The sequence below is a fragment of the Meiothermus sp. Pnk-1 genome, assembly GCF_003226535.1.
Classification (GTDB): Bacteria; Deinococcota; Deinococci; order Deinococcales; family Thermaceae; genus Allomeiothermus.
Genome location: NZ_QKOB01000003.1, coordinates 51008 through 67373, shown reverse-complemented (window position 1 = coordinate 67373; position 16366 = coordinate 51008). Strand labels below are relative to the sequence as shown.

The following is a 16366-nucleotide window of genomic DNA, read 5'->3' as shown; positions in this document are numbered from 1 at the left end:
CTTGCATACCAACCTCCTTAGAACGAGGAAGCCTGTACCAGCTCGAACAGGTTTCCTGCGTTGTCACGGATAAAGGCCATGGACCCCCCCTCGATGCGGGCCTGCATGACCACCTCCACCCCTCTCCTCCTGAGTTCCTCCACTGCCGCTTCCACGTCCTCCACCGCGAAGGCCAGGTGCTTGGTGCCATGAGTTTTGAGGTCAGCGTGAGGGGTCTTACGCTCCTCGGGCAGGGGGTTCGCGCCGGGAACCTCGAAAAGCTCCAAGCGGAACTCCCCCCGCCGCAAAAAGGCCACCCGGGCCGGGATGGCCTCCAGGTAGAGGGTCTTCTCCCGGACAAAACCCAGCACCCGTTCGTACCAGGCGAGGCTTTCCTCCAGGTTGGGCACGCTCAGGCCCAGGTGGTGGGGGTATAGCTCAAACATGGCACTCCCAGGGGTTTTTATTCAAGGTACGCTCGTCTTGGATCAGGTAAGAGACAAACAGCCCTGCGGGGTCGCGCTGGGCTCGGATGGCCTGTAAGCGCGCCCAGTGCGCCTCCTGCATGAAGCGCAGCGCACGGGTGGTGAAGTCGGAGTCGCCTAGGTACTGCCCCAGGGTGACGGGCTCGAGGCGGCCCATCTGCTGGGCTAGCCACTCCCGGCAGCGCACGTCGTCGGTGGGGTCACGCCAGATGGTGTAGAGAGCGAAGTAGATCTCGCTCTGCAAGGAAAGGGCCATGTCAGGCAGGGGACGCAACGGGGCCATGCTGAACCACAAGGCGAAAGTCTCGGGGGTAGGGGGGGTGGTGAAGGTCTCCACCAGGCGAGGTACCACCGCTTCCGGGGGGCCAGCGACCCAGGCGTTGTCCACCGCGTAGCGGGCCCCCTCGGGGTTCTGCCTGAGCTGTTCGCGCCGCTCATCCTCGAAGCTAGTGGGCTCGGCCACCTGGCGTACCAGGGCTTTCTCCCGCACGGGACAGGTCTCAAGCAAAGCCAGCGCTGCCCGGCCCTCCTCGGGGCTATCCACCATGGCCAGGCCGTGCACTACTAAGGCCCGATGGCCTAAGCCTGGCGGCACTAGACTCAGGGCCACCAGCTCTACCCGGGGGTCTACCTGGGCGTGGATCTCTTGGAGCCAGGCTAGCACCTCCGCGGTGTAATCCAACGGGTAAATGTGGGTGGTTTGGGTAAGGGCCTTAGGCAGGGGGCGGGTCTGTAGGTAAAACCGGGTCACCACCCCCGGGAAACCCGGCCCGGCCCCACGGGCGGCCCAGTAGAGGTCGGGGTTCCTCTCGGCATCGGCCCAGACCCGCTCTCCCTCGGCAGTGACCACCTCCAGCGCCATCACCGCCTCCGCAGCCCAGCCCCAGCCGCGGCAGTTCCAGCCCATGCCACCCTGCAGCAGGAAGCCCCCCAACCCCACCGTGGGGCAGTGCCCGCCGTGGAACATCCGCCCACGGGCCTCGAGGTAGGGGGCCAGGGTAGCCCCTCCCTTAACTGCGGGGGCCACCCGTACCACCCCGGTGGCCTCGTCGTAGGCCATCTCCTGCATACGGGAGAGATCGAGGAGCAAAGCCCCCTCCCACAGGCTCCAGGCCGCCCAGCTATGTCCTCCGGCCCGTATAGCTAGCCGCAGCCCCTGGGACCGGGCCAACCGCACCGCCCGCACCACGTCCTCCTCGTCCTCGGCAAAGACGATGAGCTCGGGGTAGCGCTCGGGTCTGCGCCCGTTGAAGATGCGCCCCACACGGGCTTCCTCATAGCCGGGTTCGCCTTTACGAAAAACAGCTCCACTAAAGCTCATAGCGCTCTCGTGCCTCCATCCACGGCAAGGTCGGCGGCGGTAATCCAGCCCGCCTCGTCTGAGGCCAGAAACACCGCCGCCCAGGCCACGTCCTCAGGGGTTCCAAAGCGGGGTAGCATGTGTTCCTTGAGCCACAGGGCGTGAATTTCAGGGTCGGCAATAACCGGCCGAGTAGCCCCGGTTATCACCAGTCCCGGGGAGATGGTATTGGCTCGAATGCCAAAAGGTGCGCCCTCCAGCGCCAGCTGTCGGGTCATAGCCAGCACCCCACCTTTGCCCGCGCAGTGAGCCAAGGCAGGGCTTTTTTCCAGCACCCGGTAGGCGTTAGCCGAAGCAAAGTTGATAATGGCTCCGCCCTCTTGCTTCAGGTAAGGCCAGGCAGCCTTGCAGAGCAGGAAGACCAGGTCGAGCTCGCTCGCCAGGGTTCTCCGCCACTCCTCGTAGCTGAGCTCCTCCACCGGCTTAAAGGCCGCCCAGGCCGCCGCGTTGACCAAGATGTGGAGGCGTCCAAAGCAGGCCAAAGTGAACTCCACCAGCCGGCGGGCCTCCTCGGGCCGGGTTAGGTCGCAGGGGTGGAGGCTTTTTAGCTCGAGCCCCTCGGCCTGAGCTTCCTCCCAGGTGGCCTGGGCAGTGGCGGGGTCTAGGTCGCAGCCCACCACCTGGGCCCCGTGCCGGGCGAACATCAGTGCGCAGGACTTGCCGATACCGCTGCCGATACCGGTCACAATGGCCACCTTGCCCGCCAAGCGCGCGGAGCAGGCCTTGGGGTCGGCGGAAGGGGGTAGCCGCATCGCCACACCTCCTAGTGGGGGATGCCCAGCTCCCGCTGGCGGCCTTCCCGGTCGGTACGGGTGAAGCGGTTGTAGGCCACCCGGATCTCGCTAAAGCGGCCCTCTTCTACCCGGTACAGCACGATGCCTTCGAAGTCGAAGCACTCCCCAGCGGCCACCGGGCCGAAAGGTGAGGCAGGGTCGTCGCGCAAGGTCTGGAAGTGGGCCCGCATCTGCACCGCCAGGCCCTCGCCGTCAGCCACCCAACGCTCTATATCTAGGGTCTCGCGAAAGGTGTGCCAAATCCGGGCGTAGTGGGCCTGCACGGCCTCGCGGCCTAGCAGCTCTAAGGTGCCGTTGAGCACCCGCACCCTGGGGGAGAGAAACTCCTCAAAAACGCTTAGGTCCTGAGCGTTGAAACGCCAGATGTACGTTTCGTAGCGCTCGCGGGTCATGGTTTTGCCTCCAAGCGGCCCAAGTAGGCCTCTTGCAATAGCTCGGGCTCGCGCAGCAGGCCTTGGGCTGGACCGCTGTAGACAAGCCGCCCCTGGCTCATCACCAAGGCCCGTTGGGCGATGCCCAAGGCCAGGGGGGCGAACTGCTCTACCAAGAGCACCGCCAACCCGGCCTGGGCCAGCTGCTCCACAGCCCCGATTAGCCGCCGCACCACCAGCGGGGCCAGCCCCAGCGACATCTCGTCGAGGAGCAGCACCCGTGGCCGGCCCAAGAGGGCTCGGGCCAGCACCAGCATCTGCTGCTCCCCCCCCGAAAGCCGTCCCGCCAGTACCCGGCGGCGCTTCTCCAGCTCGGGGAACAGGCGAAAAGCTTCCTCCAAGCCAGCTCTGGCTCCTACCCACAGGTTCTCCTCCACCGTGAGTCCGGGAAAGACCGAGCGGCCTTGCTCCACATGGGCCAACCCGGCCCGGGAGCGGGCTACCCTCGAGGCTCGCTCTACCCGAACCCCCAAAAGCCATACCTCTCCCCTCTGTGCCGGCAGGATGCCCGAAAGGGCCTCGAGCAGCGTGGTCTTGCCCGCCCCGTTGGGGCCCAAAAGCGCCGTCACCTCCCCCGGTGGTGCGCTGAAGCTCACCCCCCGCACCACCGGGGCCTGGCCTCGAGCCACATGCAGCCCGCGCACCTCCAAGCTCACACCGCCACCTCCTCGCCCAGGTAGGCCGCCACCACCTTGGGGCTGGAGAGCACCATAGCGGTGGGGCCTGCTTCAATCACCACCCCAAAGTCCAGCACCACCACCTCGTCGCAGGCCCGCCGCACCACCTCCATGTCGTGCTCGATGAGCAAGACCGCCGCCCCGTACACCGCCGGTATCTGGGCGATGCGCTCGGCCAAAGCGCGGCTCTCGTGGACCGAAAGGCCGGCTGCGGGCTCGTCCAAAAGCACCACCCGGGGCCTTGCGGCCAGGATTCCGGCCACCTCCAGCCTCCGTCGGGTGCCCACATCCAAGGCGTAAAGGGGCACCTTCGGATCGTCTAACCCGGCGAAGGCCTGGGCCTCGGCGAGTTCGGCAGGGGTGAGGCGTCGGCCAGCGGCGAGCTCGAGGTAGGCCTGCACCCCGAGCTCGGGGATGGTGCGGTCCTGCTGGAAGCTGCGCCGCAGCCCTGCCCGGGCCCGCTGGCTGGGCGAAAGTCCCTCCAGGGCCTGCCCCAAGAAGCGCACCCCTCCCTGATAGGGCACGAAGCCGCTCACCGCATCCACCAGGCTCGACTTGCCCGCCCCGTTGGGACCGATTAGGCCCAGCACCTGCCCTTCTCTGAGGGCGAAGCTCACCCGCTGGAGGGCCTGTACCGGGCCATAGCTCATCGAGAGGCCCCGCACCTCCAGGACGGGCCTGGGGCCAGGCCGGGGGGGGAGGCTCGAGCCAGGGGTGGGAAGCGGCCTGGCCTCGGTGCGCCGCCCCCGGTTGCGCACCGCCACCTCGAAGACACCGCCCCCGGCCTTGAGGGCCATCAAGACCCCGAAGGCAAAGAACAAGTTGCCCAGGTTTTGCGAGAGGCCCAGCCGACTCAGGAGCTCCGGCACCAACCAGCTCATCCCCCCGGCCAAGAAAGCCCCCGCAGGGTACTGCGCCCCCACCATCACCGCGCTGGCGAACAGAACCAGCGAGCCCGTGGGGGCGAAGTTGCTGGCCGAGAGCAGCCCCAAGAGCCCGGCCAGCAGCCCCCCCGCGAGCCCGGCCATCCCCGCGCTCAAGGCAAAGGCCCAGAGCTTGGCCCCGCTCACATTGATCCCCATGGCCGCGGCAGCCCGCTCTGAGTGCTTAACCGCCAGCCAGGCGCTGCCCCAGCGGCTTTGGTAAAGCCAAAGACCCAGGCCCATGCAGCAGAGCAAGACCCCTAGGCAGAACCAGTAGTAGGCCGCGTCAGAGGTCAGCCATCCCGGACGCACCACCGGCTTGCCGATCACCCCCCCGGGAAAGTTGAGCAGGGTAAAGAAGAGGTCGGCCACCGCGGCAAAGCCCAAGCTGACCACCGCCAGGTGAATCCCTCGCACCCGCAGCGAGGGTAGGCCGATAAGCACCCCGATACCCAAAGCCGTCAGGGACCCAATTAGCACCTGGAGCACAAAGGGTACTGGCAGTTCGTTGGCGTTGAAGTAGGCCACCACCCAACCTCCCACCCCAGCCAGCGAAAGCTGGCAGAGCGAGACCAAGCCGGCCATCCCGCCCAGAAGCCCCAGGCTCCAGGTGAGGAGGCTGGCGATGAGTATCCCCGTAGCCAGGAAGAGCCAGTAGCCCGAAATTAGCCCCGGCAGGGCGACCAGCAGCAACAGCCCCACCCAACCCAACCCGCTAACGCGCCGCATCCCACACTTCCTTGCGCTGCGACCAGAGCAAGGCCGCCAGCATCACCAAAAACCAAAGGGCCTGCCGATAAGGGGCGATAGGTAGGCTCGAGGCCACCCCCTCGATGAGGCCGATGCCCAGCCCTCCCGCCAAGGCCAGCGGGAAGCTCCTAAAAAGGCCCACCAGCGCCCCGGCTAGAGCGGGCAGCACCAGCAGCGAGAGCACCCCGAACTCCGGCGAGCGGTTGGGGGCGATGAGCATGATGGCCAGGGCCGAGACCCCGCCAGCAAAGGCCCAGACCCCCACCGTGAGGGCCCCGACCGGCACCCCCAAAAGCTCGGCGGCGGTGGGCCGCTCGGCCAAGGCCCGCAGCCAGACGCCCACCCTGGTGCGCCGCAAGAAAAGCCCTACCCCAACAGCCAAAAGGCCCGCTAGCCCCAGGGTGACCAGCGTGGCGAAGGGAACCCTCAGCCCCAGGATTTCCACCCCGCCAAACCCCACCAGGTGGGGCACTGGCTTAGGGTTGGTGCCGAAGATCCAAAAGCCCAAGGTGAGGAGGGCGATCAAGTAGGCGATGGTCACGCTCGAGCGCACCTGGAGCGGGGCCTCGCCGAACCAGCGGACCATCGCCCAACCCAGCAGGCCGCCTATTCCCAACGAGACCAACAGCCCCAACCCCACCGCAAGCCCCAGAGGCCGACCTTGCTCGTGGAGACTGAACATCACAAAGGTGCCGAAGACCCCCGTAGCCCCCAGGGCGAAGTTGAGGGTGCCGGTCATGCGGTAAAGAAGCACCAGACACACCGCCAGCAAGGCGTAGGCGCCTCCTGAAAGCAGACCGGCTAACGCAGCTTGCAGCATGGCCTAACGGGAGCGTTGCAGGCGGATCCAGCCCGGATAGGCGAGGCGGTAAGTCCCGTCGCGCAGCTCGAGCATCTTGATGCTCTGGTTGGAGCGGTGGGCCGGGGCATCACCAAAGGTGTAGGGGTCGCCCAGCAGGGGAGTGCGATAGGGGCGCATGCGCTTGAAGGCCGCGGTGACGCTCTCCCGGGTGATCTCCCCCTGGATGGTCTTCAGGGTGTTGACGAAGATCTCCGCGGCCAAGTAGCTGGCCAGACTAAAGGAGGTGAGGGGGATGTTGTTCTGGCGGGAGAGCTCGCGCCAGTCGTTCAGCGCAGGGCTGTTACCCAGGTAGGGCTCGAGCTCGGAGGCTACCTGCACCCCGTTGGCCCGCGAGCCCATAGCCCGAGCGAAAGCCTCGGTATAGGTAGAAGGCAGGAAGAGCCATTGGGTAGCCCGCAGGAGGTTCTGGGCCAGAGCCGCGTTCATCCAAGAGATGGCGAAGGCGTCACTTCCCGCAAAGAGCGTGGCCTCACATCCAGCCTGCCGTACCCGCAGCACCAGCGGGGTGGGGTCGTCCCCGGGCTTGTAGCTGTAGTCCTGCAGCAAGATTTTCTTCCCGGTAATCTGCTCGAACTCGGCCACCGCCTCGCGGTAAGCCGGCTCGAGGCCCGGAAGCTGGGTAAAAAAGGCGCAGATCTTCTCTTTTTTCAGGGTTTGCGCGGCGTACTGTAGCACCAGCGTAGTGGCCACAAACGGTCCGGTGTTCACCGCGGAGATGTTGGGGTTACGGAAGCAGAGGGGGTCTACCCCGGTACCCTGGATGGAGACCAGGCCCCGCTGCGCATAGAAGGCCCCGTTCACGCTGCAGTCCAGCGCGCTGGCGCTGCCCACGTGAGCCACCACCCCCAGGCTATCCACCAGCCGCCGGGCAGCCTGGCTGGCCGCGGCGGGGTCGGTCTTGTCGTCTTCCACGTACAGCTCGAGCTTGCGTCCCTGAATCCCCCCCTGAGCGTTTATCCGCTCAAAGTAAGCCTCCACAATGCGAGGAGGTTCGGGTTGGATGAAGCCCCCGCTCAGGCCTCCAATAAACCCTACCCGGATGGGCTGGGATTGGGCTTGCCCCAACCCCCCCAGAGATAGGCCTAACACCAAGACAGCCTGCCAAAACCTGTTCATGGCCTCCCCCTTTCGACGAACGTTGAGCCGCGGTGTCTCTAAGCACAATCCACCTCTATGTGTGCATTTGCAAAAACTATATACACTTTGTGATTCTGTGTCAACAATGTTAAACTGGAGCAGTGGGTTATGAATAAGACACCCGCAGGCCGCGATGGACAGAACGTGTTGCTCATCCACGACCGGTTGCGTAGCTCTATCCTGCGCGGCAGCTTGGCCCCAGGCCAAGTCACCAGCCAGCTGGAGTTGGCCCGCGATTTAGGGGTTGGCCGTACTCCCCTGCGCGAGGCTTTGCGCTTGCTACAGCGGGAAGGTTTGGTGGTACAAGAACCCAACCGCCGGGTGCGCATTGCCGAACTTTCGGTTTCCGACGCCGAGGAGATCTATACCCTGCGCATCACTCTCGAGGCCATGGCCATGCGCCTGACCATTCCCCTCCTCACTTCGGAAGATTTCGCTGAGCTGGAAGGCCTTTATGCCCAAATAGAACACTACATCCGCACCCAGGATATCGAGCGCATGGACGCTCCTCATCGGGCTTTTCACTTACGTTTCGTACGAGCAGCAGGGCCGCGCTGGCTGGAAGAAATCGCCCAGCTTTACGACCATGCTGAGCGCTACCGTCTTTCTTTCTTCCGCGCCAGGCCCGAGGGTGGCCAGCTTCGACAAGCTGAACATAGGGCCATGTTAGACGCCGCTATCCGCTATGATGTGGAAGCCGCCATAGAATGCATGGCCCGCCATTACACCCATACGGCCCTAGTGGCATTTGCACAGCTAGAGCCTGGTTATGTTCCTGAAAAACTCAACACCGTGCTGGATATGCTCTGTCGCAAAACCCCCTCGACGTAGCAAGCCCATCGCCGGCAAGACCAACGCCTTGCCCCTGTAGGCGGGGTTGGCGTGAACGCCCCGCCGAATTTGCTTCTAGTCCAAGGTTCCTCGCCTCACGTCGCAAGGTCTCTAACTGCCCCGCCAGAGAAGCCTAAGGCTTTAGCCAAGGTGTAGGCGGGTAACAATCAGCGCCCATACGAAGCTTCCCGGTCGCTAAAGCGTTCTTGAAGCGCCTTCACCCCCACCCGGTGGCAGTAGTCGCCGAAGGCCTCCCCCTCCCGCCGCTCGCGCTTGTAGGCCTCGAGGACGGGCTCCAGCCTAGCCGCGATCTCCTCGCGCCCCACGTTGTCGAGGTAAACCTCCCCCAGCCGGGTGCCCAAGGGGCTGCCGCCCAGGTAGAGGGTGTAGGAGTTCAGGCTGCGCCCCACCAGGCCCACCTCGGCGCTGTAGGGCCGGGCACAGCCGTTGGGACAGCCGGTCATGCGGACGTGGGGGATGGGGCCGTCCTTCAGCCCCAGCCTATCCAGCAGCGCGTCGATCTGGCGGATCACCTGGGGCATCACCCGCTCGCTCTCGGTGATGGCCAGGCCGCAGGTGGGCAGCGCCGGGCAGGCCATGGCGTTTTGCACGACGAGCGGGAGCGTGCCGGGCAGGGCCACCCCGTGGTCGCGGAAGATGGCCTCGAGGGCGGCCTGGTCGGAAGGATCGATACCGACGAAGAGCAGGTTCTGCTGGGCGGTGAGGCGCACCTCGGGGGCAAAGCGCTCGACCACCTCGCGGATCGCCGCGCGCAGGTTTTCCTTGACCCGCCCGTTCTCCACAAACAGCCCGAAGAACAGCTTGCCGTCGCCCTGCGGGTGCCAGCCCAGGTGGTCGTCGCCGGAGAGCCACTCCAGCGCCCGGGCTTCGGGCAGGGCGTAGCCCACGTAGCGCTCGACCTCGGCCCGGAAGCGCTCGAGGCCCCAGGCCTCAACCAGGTACTTCATGCGGCTATACTTGCGGTCGTCGCGCCGCCCGTGGTCGCGCTGCACCTTGACGATGGCCTCGACGACCTCGAATAGCTGCTCGGGCCGAACGGTGGCGAGGGGTTTGGCCAGGACGGGGTGGGTCTCCTTGGCCCCGTGGCTCTGGCCCAGCCCGCCCCCCACCAGCAGGGTGAAGCCCTCGAGCCCCCCCTCCCCCATCACCGGGACGATGCCGATGTCCTGGGTGTAGACGTCCACGCAGTTGTCACCGGGGAAGGCGAAGCCGATCTTGAACTTGCGCGGCAGGTAGGTGTCGCCGTAGAGGGGCTCGGCCTCCTCCAGGCTGGCGGCCCTCTCCCCATCGAGCCAGATCTCGTAGTAGGCGCGGGTTTTGGGCTTGAGCCGCTCGGAGAGCGCTTTGGCGTAGCGGTATAGCTCGGCACGCTGGCGGTCCACGAAGGGCGCGGGGCAGGCCACAATGTTGCGCACCACGTCCCCGCAGGCCGAGAGGGTGGTGAGAAGATTCCGGTTCAAGACCTGAATCAGCGGCTTGAGGCCGCCCTTGCGCACCCCGTGGTACTGGATGGCCTGGCGGGTGGTGAGGCGCAGGGTGGCGTTGCCCAGCTCGTCGGCCAGCCGGTCGAGGGCGAGGTACTGCTCGGGCGTGAGCACCCCGCCGGGTATCGCCACCCGGATCATGAAGGAGTAGTCCGGCCCCAGGCCCTGGGCCTTGCGCGCTTTGCGCACGTCGCGGTCGTCCTGTTGGTAGATGCCGTGAAACTTGAGGATCTGGTAGCCCTCTTCGCTGAAGTGGTCGCTGCCGTTGTTGAGCTCGGCATCGACCGGCCCGCGCAGGCGGTGGCTGGCGATCTTTACGTATTCGACTTTGGACAGCTTGGCTTCTGACATAGCTTTTTCTCCCTAAACCAAAGCTCTCGCGGCGGCCTGCTCCGCCGCCCGCAAACGCTCCCGTAAGCGCACCACCTCTCCGATGACCCACACCGCAGGGGATCGCACCTCGACCCCCCCTTGGGCCACCTCCCCCAGCGTGGCGGTCACCACCCGCTCCTGGGGGGTGGAGCCGTTCTCGATGAAGGCCACCGGCTCCTGCGGCGAGCGTCCGGCCTCGATCAGCCCACGGGCGATCTGGACCCGCGCTTTGACCCCCATCAGGATCACCAGGGTGTCGATGGAGGCGTAGGGGCTGAACCCGGGCAGCACCCCCCCCTGGGCGTGCCCCGAGAGCACCGCGAAGCCCCCCGCCACCCCCCGCAAGGTCAGCGGGATACCCGCCAGGCCGGGCAGGGCCAAAGACGAGCTGACGCCGGGCACCAGCTCCACCGCGATGCCCTCCTGAGCCAGAAACACCCACTCCTCTCCCCCCCGACCGTAGACCATGGGGTCGCCCCCCTTCAGCCGCACCACCTTCCGCCCCGCGCGGGCGTGGTGGAGCATCTGCCGGAAGATCTCGCCCTGCACGCATTCTTGCTGGCCCAGCTCCTTGCCCACGTAGAGGAGCTGAGCGGCGGGGTGGACGAGTTGCAAGACCCCTTCGCCCACCAAGCGGTCGTAGAGCACCACCTCGGCCTCCTGCAACACCCGCAGGGCCTTGAGGGTCAGCAGTTCGGGGTCACCCGGGCCCGCCCCCACCAGGTACACCTTGCCCCTCACCAGGCCACCTCCGCTTCAGGACCGTGGCGCAAGGCCGCCAGCAAGACCTCCCTGGCCCCCTCGAGGTCACCCCGCGCCACCCGCTCCAGGGCGGGGCTGTCCACCATGCGGTACCAGGCCGCCTTGCGGGCTTCGAAGTCCTGGGGGTAGGTCTGCTGCACCACCGCTCGCAGCGAGCGCAGCAGCCGCAGGTACTCCGCGTACTCCGGGCCGAACTCCCGGGCCAGCCGCTGCTTGATGCGCACCCCCAAGGCCGGGGCCGCCCCGCCGGTGGAGACCGCGATCACCAACTCCCCCTGGCGGTGGACGGCGGGCAGGATGAAGTCGCAGTGGGCGGGGTCGTCCACCGCGTTGAGCCACACCCCCCGCTCCCTGGCCTCCTGGGCGATGCGGGCGTTGAGCGATTTATCGCTGGGGTGGGAGATCACCAGGGAGAAGCCCGCCAGGTCCCCCCGCCGATACCCCCGCCGCAGCCAGTGGATCCGACCCTCGAGGGCCAGGGGCTCGAGGCCTTTGTGCTCGAGGGGGGAGATCAGCGTCACCCTGGCCCCCACCGCCAAGAGCCCCTTGACCTTGGCCTCCGTCTCCCAGCCCCCGCCCACGAACAGCACCCGCTTATCCCGCAGGTCCAGCAGCACCGGGTAGTAGGGCATCGTTAGTTCACCTCCGCAAACTGCTTAAATCGTTGAGGCCTGTAATAGATGACCGATCCCTCCCCTAGATCCAAGCGCCCCAGCTCCGCCCTGGGCAGTTCGATCTCGACGAACCCCTCAGACTCAGGGGTTTCCACCTCCAGCCGCGCCACCGCCCCGATCAGGCGCAGGTGTCGGAGCACGCCCGGGCGGTAGCCCTCCGCGGGCCGGGCCGAAACCGCGAACTCGTGGGGGCGAACAAAGCCGCTGGCCAAAGCATTCGAGCGTCCCAGGAAGTGGTATACGAAGGGGGTGGCCGGATGGTCGTAGACCTCCTCGGGGGTGCCGATTTGCTCGATCCTCCCCCGGTTGAACACCACCACCCGGTGGGCGATCTCCAGCGCTTCTTCCTGGTCGTGGGTGACAAAGATGCTGGTCAAACCAATCTCGCTGTGCAGCCTGCGCAACCAGCGGCGCAGCTCCTCCCGCACCTTGGCGTCCAGTGCGCCGAAGGGTTCGTCCAACAGGAGCACCCTGGGTTCGACCGCAAGGGCCCGGGCCAGCGCCACCCGCTGGCGCTGACCGCCCGAGAGCTGGGTGGGGTAGCGACGCGCTGCCCAATCAAGCTGGACGAGGCGGAGGAGCTCGTGTACCCTCGCCTCGAGCTCACCCCGGCTAGGCCGGCTGGCCCGGGGGCGTACCCGAAGCCCAAAAGCTACGTTCTCGAACACCGTCATGTGCTTGAAGAGGGCGTAGTGCTGAAAGACAAAGCCCACCCGCCGTTCCCCCGGTGGCCGGCGGGTGGCGTCCTCATGGTCTAGCCATACCCGGCCCGAATCGGGTACCTCGAGGCCGGCGATGACCCTGAGCAGCGTGGTCTTGCCCGACCCCGAAGGGCCCAGCAGCGCCACCAGCTCGCCGCTGTGGACCTCCAGGCTGACCCCTTCTAGCGCGGTGAAGTTGCCAAAGCGCTTGCTGAGGTTCTCAACCCTGATGTTCATGGCGGATCCTCCAGGTCAACAGGCTCTTGGCCAGAAGCGTCCCTAAAGCCAGCAAGGTCAGCAGCGAGGCGACCGCGAAAGCGGCCACCCCCTGATACTCGTTGTAGAGCATTTCCACGTATAGGGGCACGGTAGCGGTTTGTCCCCGGATGTGGCCCGAGACCACCGCCACCGCACCGAACTCCCCCATAGCCCGGGCATTGCACATGATCACGCCGTACAACAGGCCCCAGCGAATACCGGGTAGGGTGACCCGCCAAAAGATCTGCCAACCGGAAGCCCCGAGGGTTAGGGCGGCTTCCTCCTCCTCACGGCCCTGGGCCTGCATCAGGGGGATGAGCTCACGGGCCACGTAGGCGATGGTGACGAAGGCCGTAGCCAGCACTATACCGGGGAGGGCGAAGACGACCTTGAGGTCGTGGGCCTCGAGCCAGGGGCCTAGGTACCCTTGCCGCCCGAAGAGCAGCACATACACCAGCCCTGAAATCACCGGCGAAACCGAAAGCGGAAGCTCGACGAGGGAGACAAGGAGGCTCCGTCCGGGGAAGCGGTGTTTGGCGATGGCCCAGGCCGCGGCGATCCCAAAGAGGGTGTTGAGCGGGAGCACGATGGCCACCACCGTAAGGGTCAATCGGACCGCCGCCTTCGCGTCGGGCTGGGTGATGGCGCCGAGGTAGTACTCCAGCCCCTGACGCAGACCCTGAACGAATACGGCGACAACCGGCAGGATCAGGAAAAGCCCCACAACGACCAAAGCCAGCCCGACCAGCACGGCCTTGCTCCAGTTCACCCTATTCCAAAGCCTTTGGCGAGGAGCAGAGAGGGTGGAGCTCATCGGTCCTCCAGAGGACGAGAGAGGCGAGCCTGTAGGCCGTTAATGACCAACAGCAGCGATAGCGAGGCGACCAGCATGCTCACCCCGATGGCCGCCGCCCCCGCGTAGTCGTACTGCTCGAGTCGCGCCACGATCAGTAGGGGAGCGATCTCGGTCTGGAAGGGCAGGTTGCCCGAGATGAAAACGATCGAACCGTACTCCCCGACGGTGCGGGCCAACGCCAGGCTGAAGCCGGTGAGCAAGGCCGGGAGCAGCAGGGGGAAGATCACCCGCCGGAAGGTCTGCCAGCGGCTGGCTCCCAGGGTCAGGGCGGCCTCCTCGAGCTCCTGGCTCAGCTCTTCCAGCACCGGCTGCACCGTACGCACTACGAAAGGAATCCCGATGAACACCAAAGCGATCACCACCCCGAGCCGGGTATAGGCCACCTTAAGGCCCAGGGGCTGCAAAAGCGATCCGACCCAACCGTTCTGCGCGAGCAAAGAGGTGAGGGTGATGCCCGCAACCGCCGTGGGCAGGGCGAAAGGGAGGTCGATCAGCGCGTCCACCACACGTCGGCCGGGGAATTCGCAGCGCGTCAGCACCCACGCCAGCAGAAGTCCCAGGGGCAGGTTGATCAGCGAGGCGATGGCCGCGGCCCCGAAGGAGAGCGTGAGCGCCGCCACCACCCGCGGCGAGGACACCAGGGCCCACAGCTCTCCTGGAGAGAGGCTCGAGGCCTTTAGAACCAGCGCTCCCAGCGGGATGAGCACGATCAGGCTCAGGTAAAGGAGGCTGTAGCCCAACGACAGCCCAAAACCGGGCAGGGGTCGGTATGGAGGGTGGTATACGCTCGCCATGGCTTCCTTGCTTTGCGGGGTTACTGACCGGGCCTGTAGATCCGATCAAACACCCCGCCGTCGTTGAAGAAGCGAGCTTGAGCGGCGCGCCAGCCACCAAAGTCCTTGATGGTGAAGAGGGAGATTTTGGGGAAGCGGTTGGCGTAGCGCTGCGCCACGCTCGCCAGGCGCGGGCGGTAGTAGTTCCGGGCGATGATCTCCTGCCCCTCCTGGCTATAGAGGAACTGCAGATAGGCCTGGGCCACGGCCAGGGTACCCTTTCTCTGCACGGTTCGATCCACCCAAGTCACCGGCGGTTCAGCCAGAATGCTCACCGAAGGCACCACGATTTCGAATTTGTCGGCCCCGAATTCCTTCAGGGCCAAAAAGGCCTCGTTTTCCCAGGCCAACAGCACGTCGCCGATGCCCCGCTCGACAAAGGTGGTGGTCGCGCCCCTAGCCCCCGAGTCGAGCACCGGCACGTTTTTGTAAAGGGCGCTCACGAAGTCTTGGGCGCTTTCCTCACTGCCGTACTTGCGCCGGGCGAAGCCCCAGGCGGCCAGGAAATTCCAACGGGCCCCGCCCGAGGTCTTGGGGTTAGGGGTGATGACCTGGATGCCGGGTTTCACCAGGTCCTCCCAGTCCTTGATGCCTTTGGGGTTGCCTTTTCTAACCAGGAAGACGATGGTCGAGGTGTAGGGGGAGCTGTTGAAGGGCAAGCGGCTTTGCCAGTTCGCCGCCAGAAGCCCCTTGTCGGCGATGGCGTCGATATCGTAGGCCAAGGCCAGCGTCACCACATCGGCCTCGAGGCCATCGATCACGCTTCTCGCCTGGCGCGCCGAGCCGCCGTGGGATTGGTTGATGGTCACGTTCTGGCCAGTGCGCTCCTTCCAGTATTTGGCGAAGGCGGCGTTGATATCGGCATAGAGCTCGCGGGTAGGGTCATAGGAGACGTTGAGCAAGGTGAGGTTTTGGGCCAGGCCCACGCCCACGAGCAGGGTCAGCAAGATCAGCAGGGTTCGCAACATAAAGTTTCTCCTTCAGGCAGGTTGATAGGCCGCGCGCAACACCTCGGCCACCTCGGGGCGGGTGAACTCCGGCGGCAGCGCGGCCCCCGAGCGCAAGAGTTCGCGCACGCGGGTCCCTGAGAGGATGAGGTGGTGTTCCCGGTCGTGCGGGCAGGTGCGTGCGGAGGCGATAGCGCCGCAGGTGCGGCAGTAGAAGGTGTGCTCGAACTTGAGGATCTCGATGCCGATCTCCTCCGGGCGGAAGGCCGCGAAGATCTCCTGGGCCTCGTAGGGGCCGTAGTAGCTGCCCACCCCGGCGTGGTCGCGCCCCACGATGAAGTGGGTGCAGCCGTAGTTCTTGCGGCTGATGGCGTGCAAAATGGCCTCACGCGGCCCGGCGTAGCGCATGGCCGCGGGGTAGACCCCCAACAGCACCCGCTCCTTGGGGTAGTAGCGCTCCAGCAATACCTCGTAGGCCCGCATCCGCACCCGCGCCGGCACGTCGTCTTGCTTGGTCGCACCCACCAGGGGGTTCAAGAAGAGGCCGTCGATGTGCTCGAGGGCCACCTTGTGCAAGTACTCGTGGGCGCGGTGGATGGGGTTGCGGGTTTGGAAGGCCACCACCGTGCGCCAACCGCGAAACAGGGCGCGGGTCTCGCGGGGGGTGAAGTGATAGCGGGGAAACTCCCCCCGATCCAGCCGGAATAGGCTCACCCGCCCGGCCAGGTTGACCTCGCCCTGGCGCAAAAGGGCGGCCACGCCAGGGTGGGCGGGGTCGGTGGTGCGGTAGACCTCGAGGGCCTCTTTTTGCCGGTCCGGGGTGTACTGCTCAAGGACCTCGAGTAGGCCGACGGTCTGGCCATTTCGAGTCAGCCGCACGTTTCCCCGATAGCTGCGGGCCTGGTCTTTGGGCACGCTCAGGGTGATGGGGATGCTCCAGGGCAGCCCGTTGGCCAGGCGCATGTGCTCGACCACGCTCCGGTAGTCGGCCTCGCCCAAGAATCCCTCCAGCGGGGAGTAGACGCCGGTGGCGATGAGCTCGAGGTCGGCGTAGCTGCGCTCCCCGAGCTCGAGGGCGGGGAGATGGGCGTATTCACGAGGATCAGCCTGCACCAGCCGGTCCACCAGGACTCCCCCGTGGGGCGCCGGGTGCCCCTGAGGCTGGGCAGAATTGTGGACAAGATTTGTCAACTGATTCACGACAGCACTCTCCTTCTCGGGGGATGGGG

Annotated in this window: 17 protein-coding genes; 1 reads left to right on the top strand and 16 read right to left on the bottom strand. The window is 65.9% G+C overall.

The features are described from left to right. Positions 1–17: 17 nt before the first annotated feature. The 8 genes from DNA98_RS05105 to DNA98_RS05070 are packed head-to-tail and all read right to left on the bottom strand — an operon-like array spanning position 18 to position 7377. Positions 18–425 (bottom strand): VOC family protein, encoded by a 408-nt coding sequence (locus tag DNA98_RS05105; protein WP_110527182.1) that lies wholly within the window; start codon positions 423–425, stop codon positions 18–20. After that, on the bottom strand, positions 418–1785 hold the full coding sequence (locus DNA98_RS05100) for an FAD-binding oxidoreductase (protein ID WP_110527179.1): 1368 nt from the start codon (positions 1783–1785) through the stop codon (positions 418–420). Before DNA98_RS05100 ends, DNA98_RS05105 begins: the two co-directional genes overlap by 8 nt. After that, positions 1782–2576, bottom strand: coding sequence for an SDR family NAD(P)-dependent oxidoreductase (locus tag DNA98_RS05095; RefSeq protein WP_110527176.1), 795 nt, complete (start codon positions 2574–2576; stop codon positions 1782–1784). Before DNA98_RS05095 ends, DNA98_RS05100 begins: the two co-directional genes overlap by 4 nt. Before the next feature lie 11 nt (positions 2577–2587). After that, the gene (locus DNA98_RS05090) at positions 2588–3010 is read right to left on the bottom strand and encodes a nuclear transport factor 2 family protein (RefSeq protein WP_110527173.1); all 423 of its coding nucleotides are present in this window, start codon (positions 3008–3010) and stop codon (positions 2588–2590) included. After that, positions 3007–3705 (bottom strand): ABC transporter ATP-binding protein, encoded by a 699-nt coding sequence (locus DNA98_RS05085; RefSeq protein ID WP_110527170.1) that lies wholly within the window; start codon positions 3703–3705, stop codon positions 3007–3009. The genes DNA98_RS05090 and DNA98_RS05085 overlap by 4 nt, the downstream gene beginning before the upstream one ends. Further along, positions 3702–5378, bottom strand: a complete 1677-nt coding sequence (locus tag DNA98_RS05080; protein ID WP_110527167.1) for an ATP-binding cassette domain-containing protein — start codon at positions 5376–5378, stop codon at positions 3702–3704. The genes DNA98_RS05085 and DNA98_RS05080 overlap by 4 nt, the downstream gene beginning before the upstream one ends. Further along, on the bottom strand, positions 5365–6219 hold the full coding sequence (locus DNA98_RS05075; RefSeq protein WP_110527164.1) for a branched-chain amino acid ABC transporter permease: 855 nt from the start codon (positions 6217–6219) through the stop codon (positions 5365–5367). Before DNA98_RS05075 ends, DNA98_RS05080 begins: the two co-directional genes overlap by 14 nt. A gap of 3 nt (positions 6220–6222) precedes the next feature. Further along, positions 6223–7377 carry an ABC transporter substrate-binding protein gene (locus DNA98_RS05070; RefSeq protein ID WP_110527161.1) on the bottom strand — a complete coding sequence of 385 codons (1155 nt, stop codon included), beginning with the start codon at positions 7375–7377 and terminating at the stop codon, positions 6223–6225. A 129-nt stretch (positions 7378–7506) separates the two neighbouring features. Between DNA98_RS05070 and DNA98_RS05065 the strand changes: the two genes are divergently transcribed. Continuing rightward, a complete protein-coding gene (locus tag DNA98_RS05065; protein ID WP_110527158.1) occupies positions 7507–8229 on the top strand; it encodes a GntR family transcriptional regulator in 723 nt (240 codons plus the stop codon). A 167-nt stretch (positions 8230–8396) separates the two neighbouring features. Here DNA98_RS05065 and DNA98_RS05060 read toward each other — a convergent pair whose 3' ends face one another. Genes DNA98_RS05060 through sat form a run of 8 tightly spaced genes read right to left on the bottom strand, consistent with a single transcriptional unit; the run spans position 8397 to position 16337 of the window. Continuing rightward, a complete protein-coding gene (locus DNA98_RS05060) occupies positions 8397–10085 on the bottom strand; it encodes an NADPH-dependent assimilatory sulfite reductase hemoprotein subunit (protein WP_110527155.1) in 1689 nt (562 codons plus the stop codon). A 12-nt stretch (positions 10086–10097) separates the two neighbouring features. Beyond that, positions 10098–10847, bottom strand: coding sequence for a uroporphyrinogen-III C-methyltransferase (gene cobA / locus DNA98_RS05055; protein WP_110527152.1), 750 nt, complete (start codon positions 10845–10847; stop codon positions 10098–10100). Next, positions 10844–11500 carry a bifunctional precorrin-2 dehydrogenase/sirohydrochlorin ferrochelatase gene (locus tag DNA98_RS05050; protein ID WP_110527149.1) on the bottom strand — a complete coding sequence of 219 codons (657 nt, stop codon included), beginning with the start codon at positions 11498–11500 and terminating at the stop codon, positions 10844–10846. The genes cobA and DNA98_RS05050 overlap by 4 nt, the downstream gene beginning before the upstream one ends. Positions 11501–11502: 2 nt before the next feature. Continuing rightward, positions 11503–12480 (bottom strand): sulfate/molybdate ABC transporter ATP-binding protein, encoded by a 978-nt coding sequence (locus DNA98_RS05045; RefSeq protein ID WP_110527146.1) that lies wholly within the window; start codon positions 12478–12480, stop codon positions 11503–11505. Beyond that, positions 12464–13315, bottom strand: a complete 852-nt coding sequence (cysW, locus tag DNA98_RS05040) for a sulfate ABC transporter permease subunit CysW (RefSeq protein WP_110527143.1) — start codon at positions 13313–13315, stop codon at positions 12464–12466. Before cysW ends, DNA98_RS05045 begins: the two co-directional genes overlap by 17 nt. Continuing rightward, positions 13312–14151, bottom strand: coding sequence for a sulfate ABC transporter permease subunit CysT (gene cysT, locus DNA98_RS05035; protein WP_110527140.1), 840 nt, complete (start codon positions 14149–14151; stop codon positions 13312–13314). The genes cysW and cysT overlap by 4 nt, the downstream gene beginning before the upstream one ends. A 20-nt stretch (positions 14152–14171) precedes the next feature. Continuing rightward, complete coding sequence (locus tag DNA98_RS05030; protein ID WP_110527137.1) at positions 14172–15158, bottom strand: sulfate ABC transporter substrate-binding protein; 987 nt, start codon at positions 15156–15158, stop codon at positions 14172–14174. A gap of 12 nt (positions 15159–15170) precedes the next feature. Next, positions 15171–16337, bottom strand: a complete 1167-nt coding sequence (gene sat, locus DNA98_RS05025) for a sulfate adenylyltransferase (protein WP_199489359.1) — start codon at positions 16335–16337, stop codon at positions 15171–15173. Positions 16338–16366: the final 29 nt, after the last annotated feature.

Excerpts from the sequence above, each read along its gene's own strand:
- DNA98_RS05030 (WP_110527137.1), bottom strand. The coding sequence starts at position 15,158 with ATGTTGCGAACCCTGCTGATCTTGCTGACCCTGCTCGTGGGCGTGGGC.
- DNA98_RS05100 (WP_110527179.1), bottom strand. The coding sequence starts at position 1,785 with ATGAGCTTTAGTGGAGCTGTTTTTCGTAAAGGCGAACCCGGCTATGAG.
- DNA98_RS05105 (WP_110527182.1), bottom strand. The coding sequence starts at position 425 with ATGTTTGAGCTATACCCCCACCACCTGGGCCTGAGCGTGCCCAACCTG.
- DNA98_RS05045 (WP_110527146.1), bottom strand. The coding sequence starts at position 12,480 with ATGAACATCAGGGTTGAGAACCTCAGCAAGCGCTTTGGCAACTTCACC.
- DNA98_RS05060 (WP_110527155.1), bottom strand. The coding sequence starts at position 10,085 with ATGTCAGAAGCCAAGCTGTCCAAAGTCGAATACGTAAAGATCGCCAGC.
- DNA98_RS05095 (WP_110527176.1), bottom strand. The coding sequence starts at position 2,576 with ATGCGGCTACCCCCTTCCGCCGACCCCAAGGCCTGCTCCGCGCGCTTG.
- DNA98_RS05070 (WP_110527161.1), bottom strand. The coding sequence starts at position 7,377 with ATGAACAGGTTTTGGCAGGCTGTCTTGGTGTTAGGCCTATCTCTGGGG.
- DNA98_RS05090 (WP_110527173.1), bottom strand. The coding sequence starts at position 3,010 with ATGACCCGCGAGCGCTACGAAACGTACATCTGGCGTTTCAACGCTCAG.
- cysW (WP_110527143.1), bottom strand. The coding sequence starts at position 13,315 with ATGAGCTCCACCCTCTCTGCTCCTCGCCAAAGGCTTTGGAATAGGGTG.
- DNA98_RS05065 (WP_110527158.1), top strand. The coding sequence starts at position 7,507 with ATGAATAAGACACCCGCAGGCCGCGATGGACAGAACGTGTTGCTCATC.
- DNA98_RS05080 (WP_110527167.1), bottom strand. The coding sequence starts at position 5,378 with ATGCGGCGCGTTAGCGGGTTGGGTTGGGTGGGGCTGTTGCTGCTGGTC.
- cysT (WP_110527140.1), bottom strand. The coding sequence starts at position 14,151 with ATGGCGAGCGTATACCACCCTCCATACCGACCCCTGCCCGGTTTTGGG.
- DNA98_RS05075 (WP_110527164.1), bottom strand. The coding sequence starts at position 6,219 with ATGCTGCAAGCTGCGTTAGCCGGTCTGCTTTCAGGAGGCGCCTACGCC.
- DNA98_RS05050 (WP_110527149.1), bottom strand. The coding sequence starts at position 11,500 with ATGCCCTACTACCCGGTGCTGCTGGACCTGCGGGATAAGCGGGTGCTG.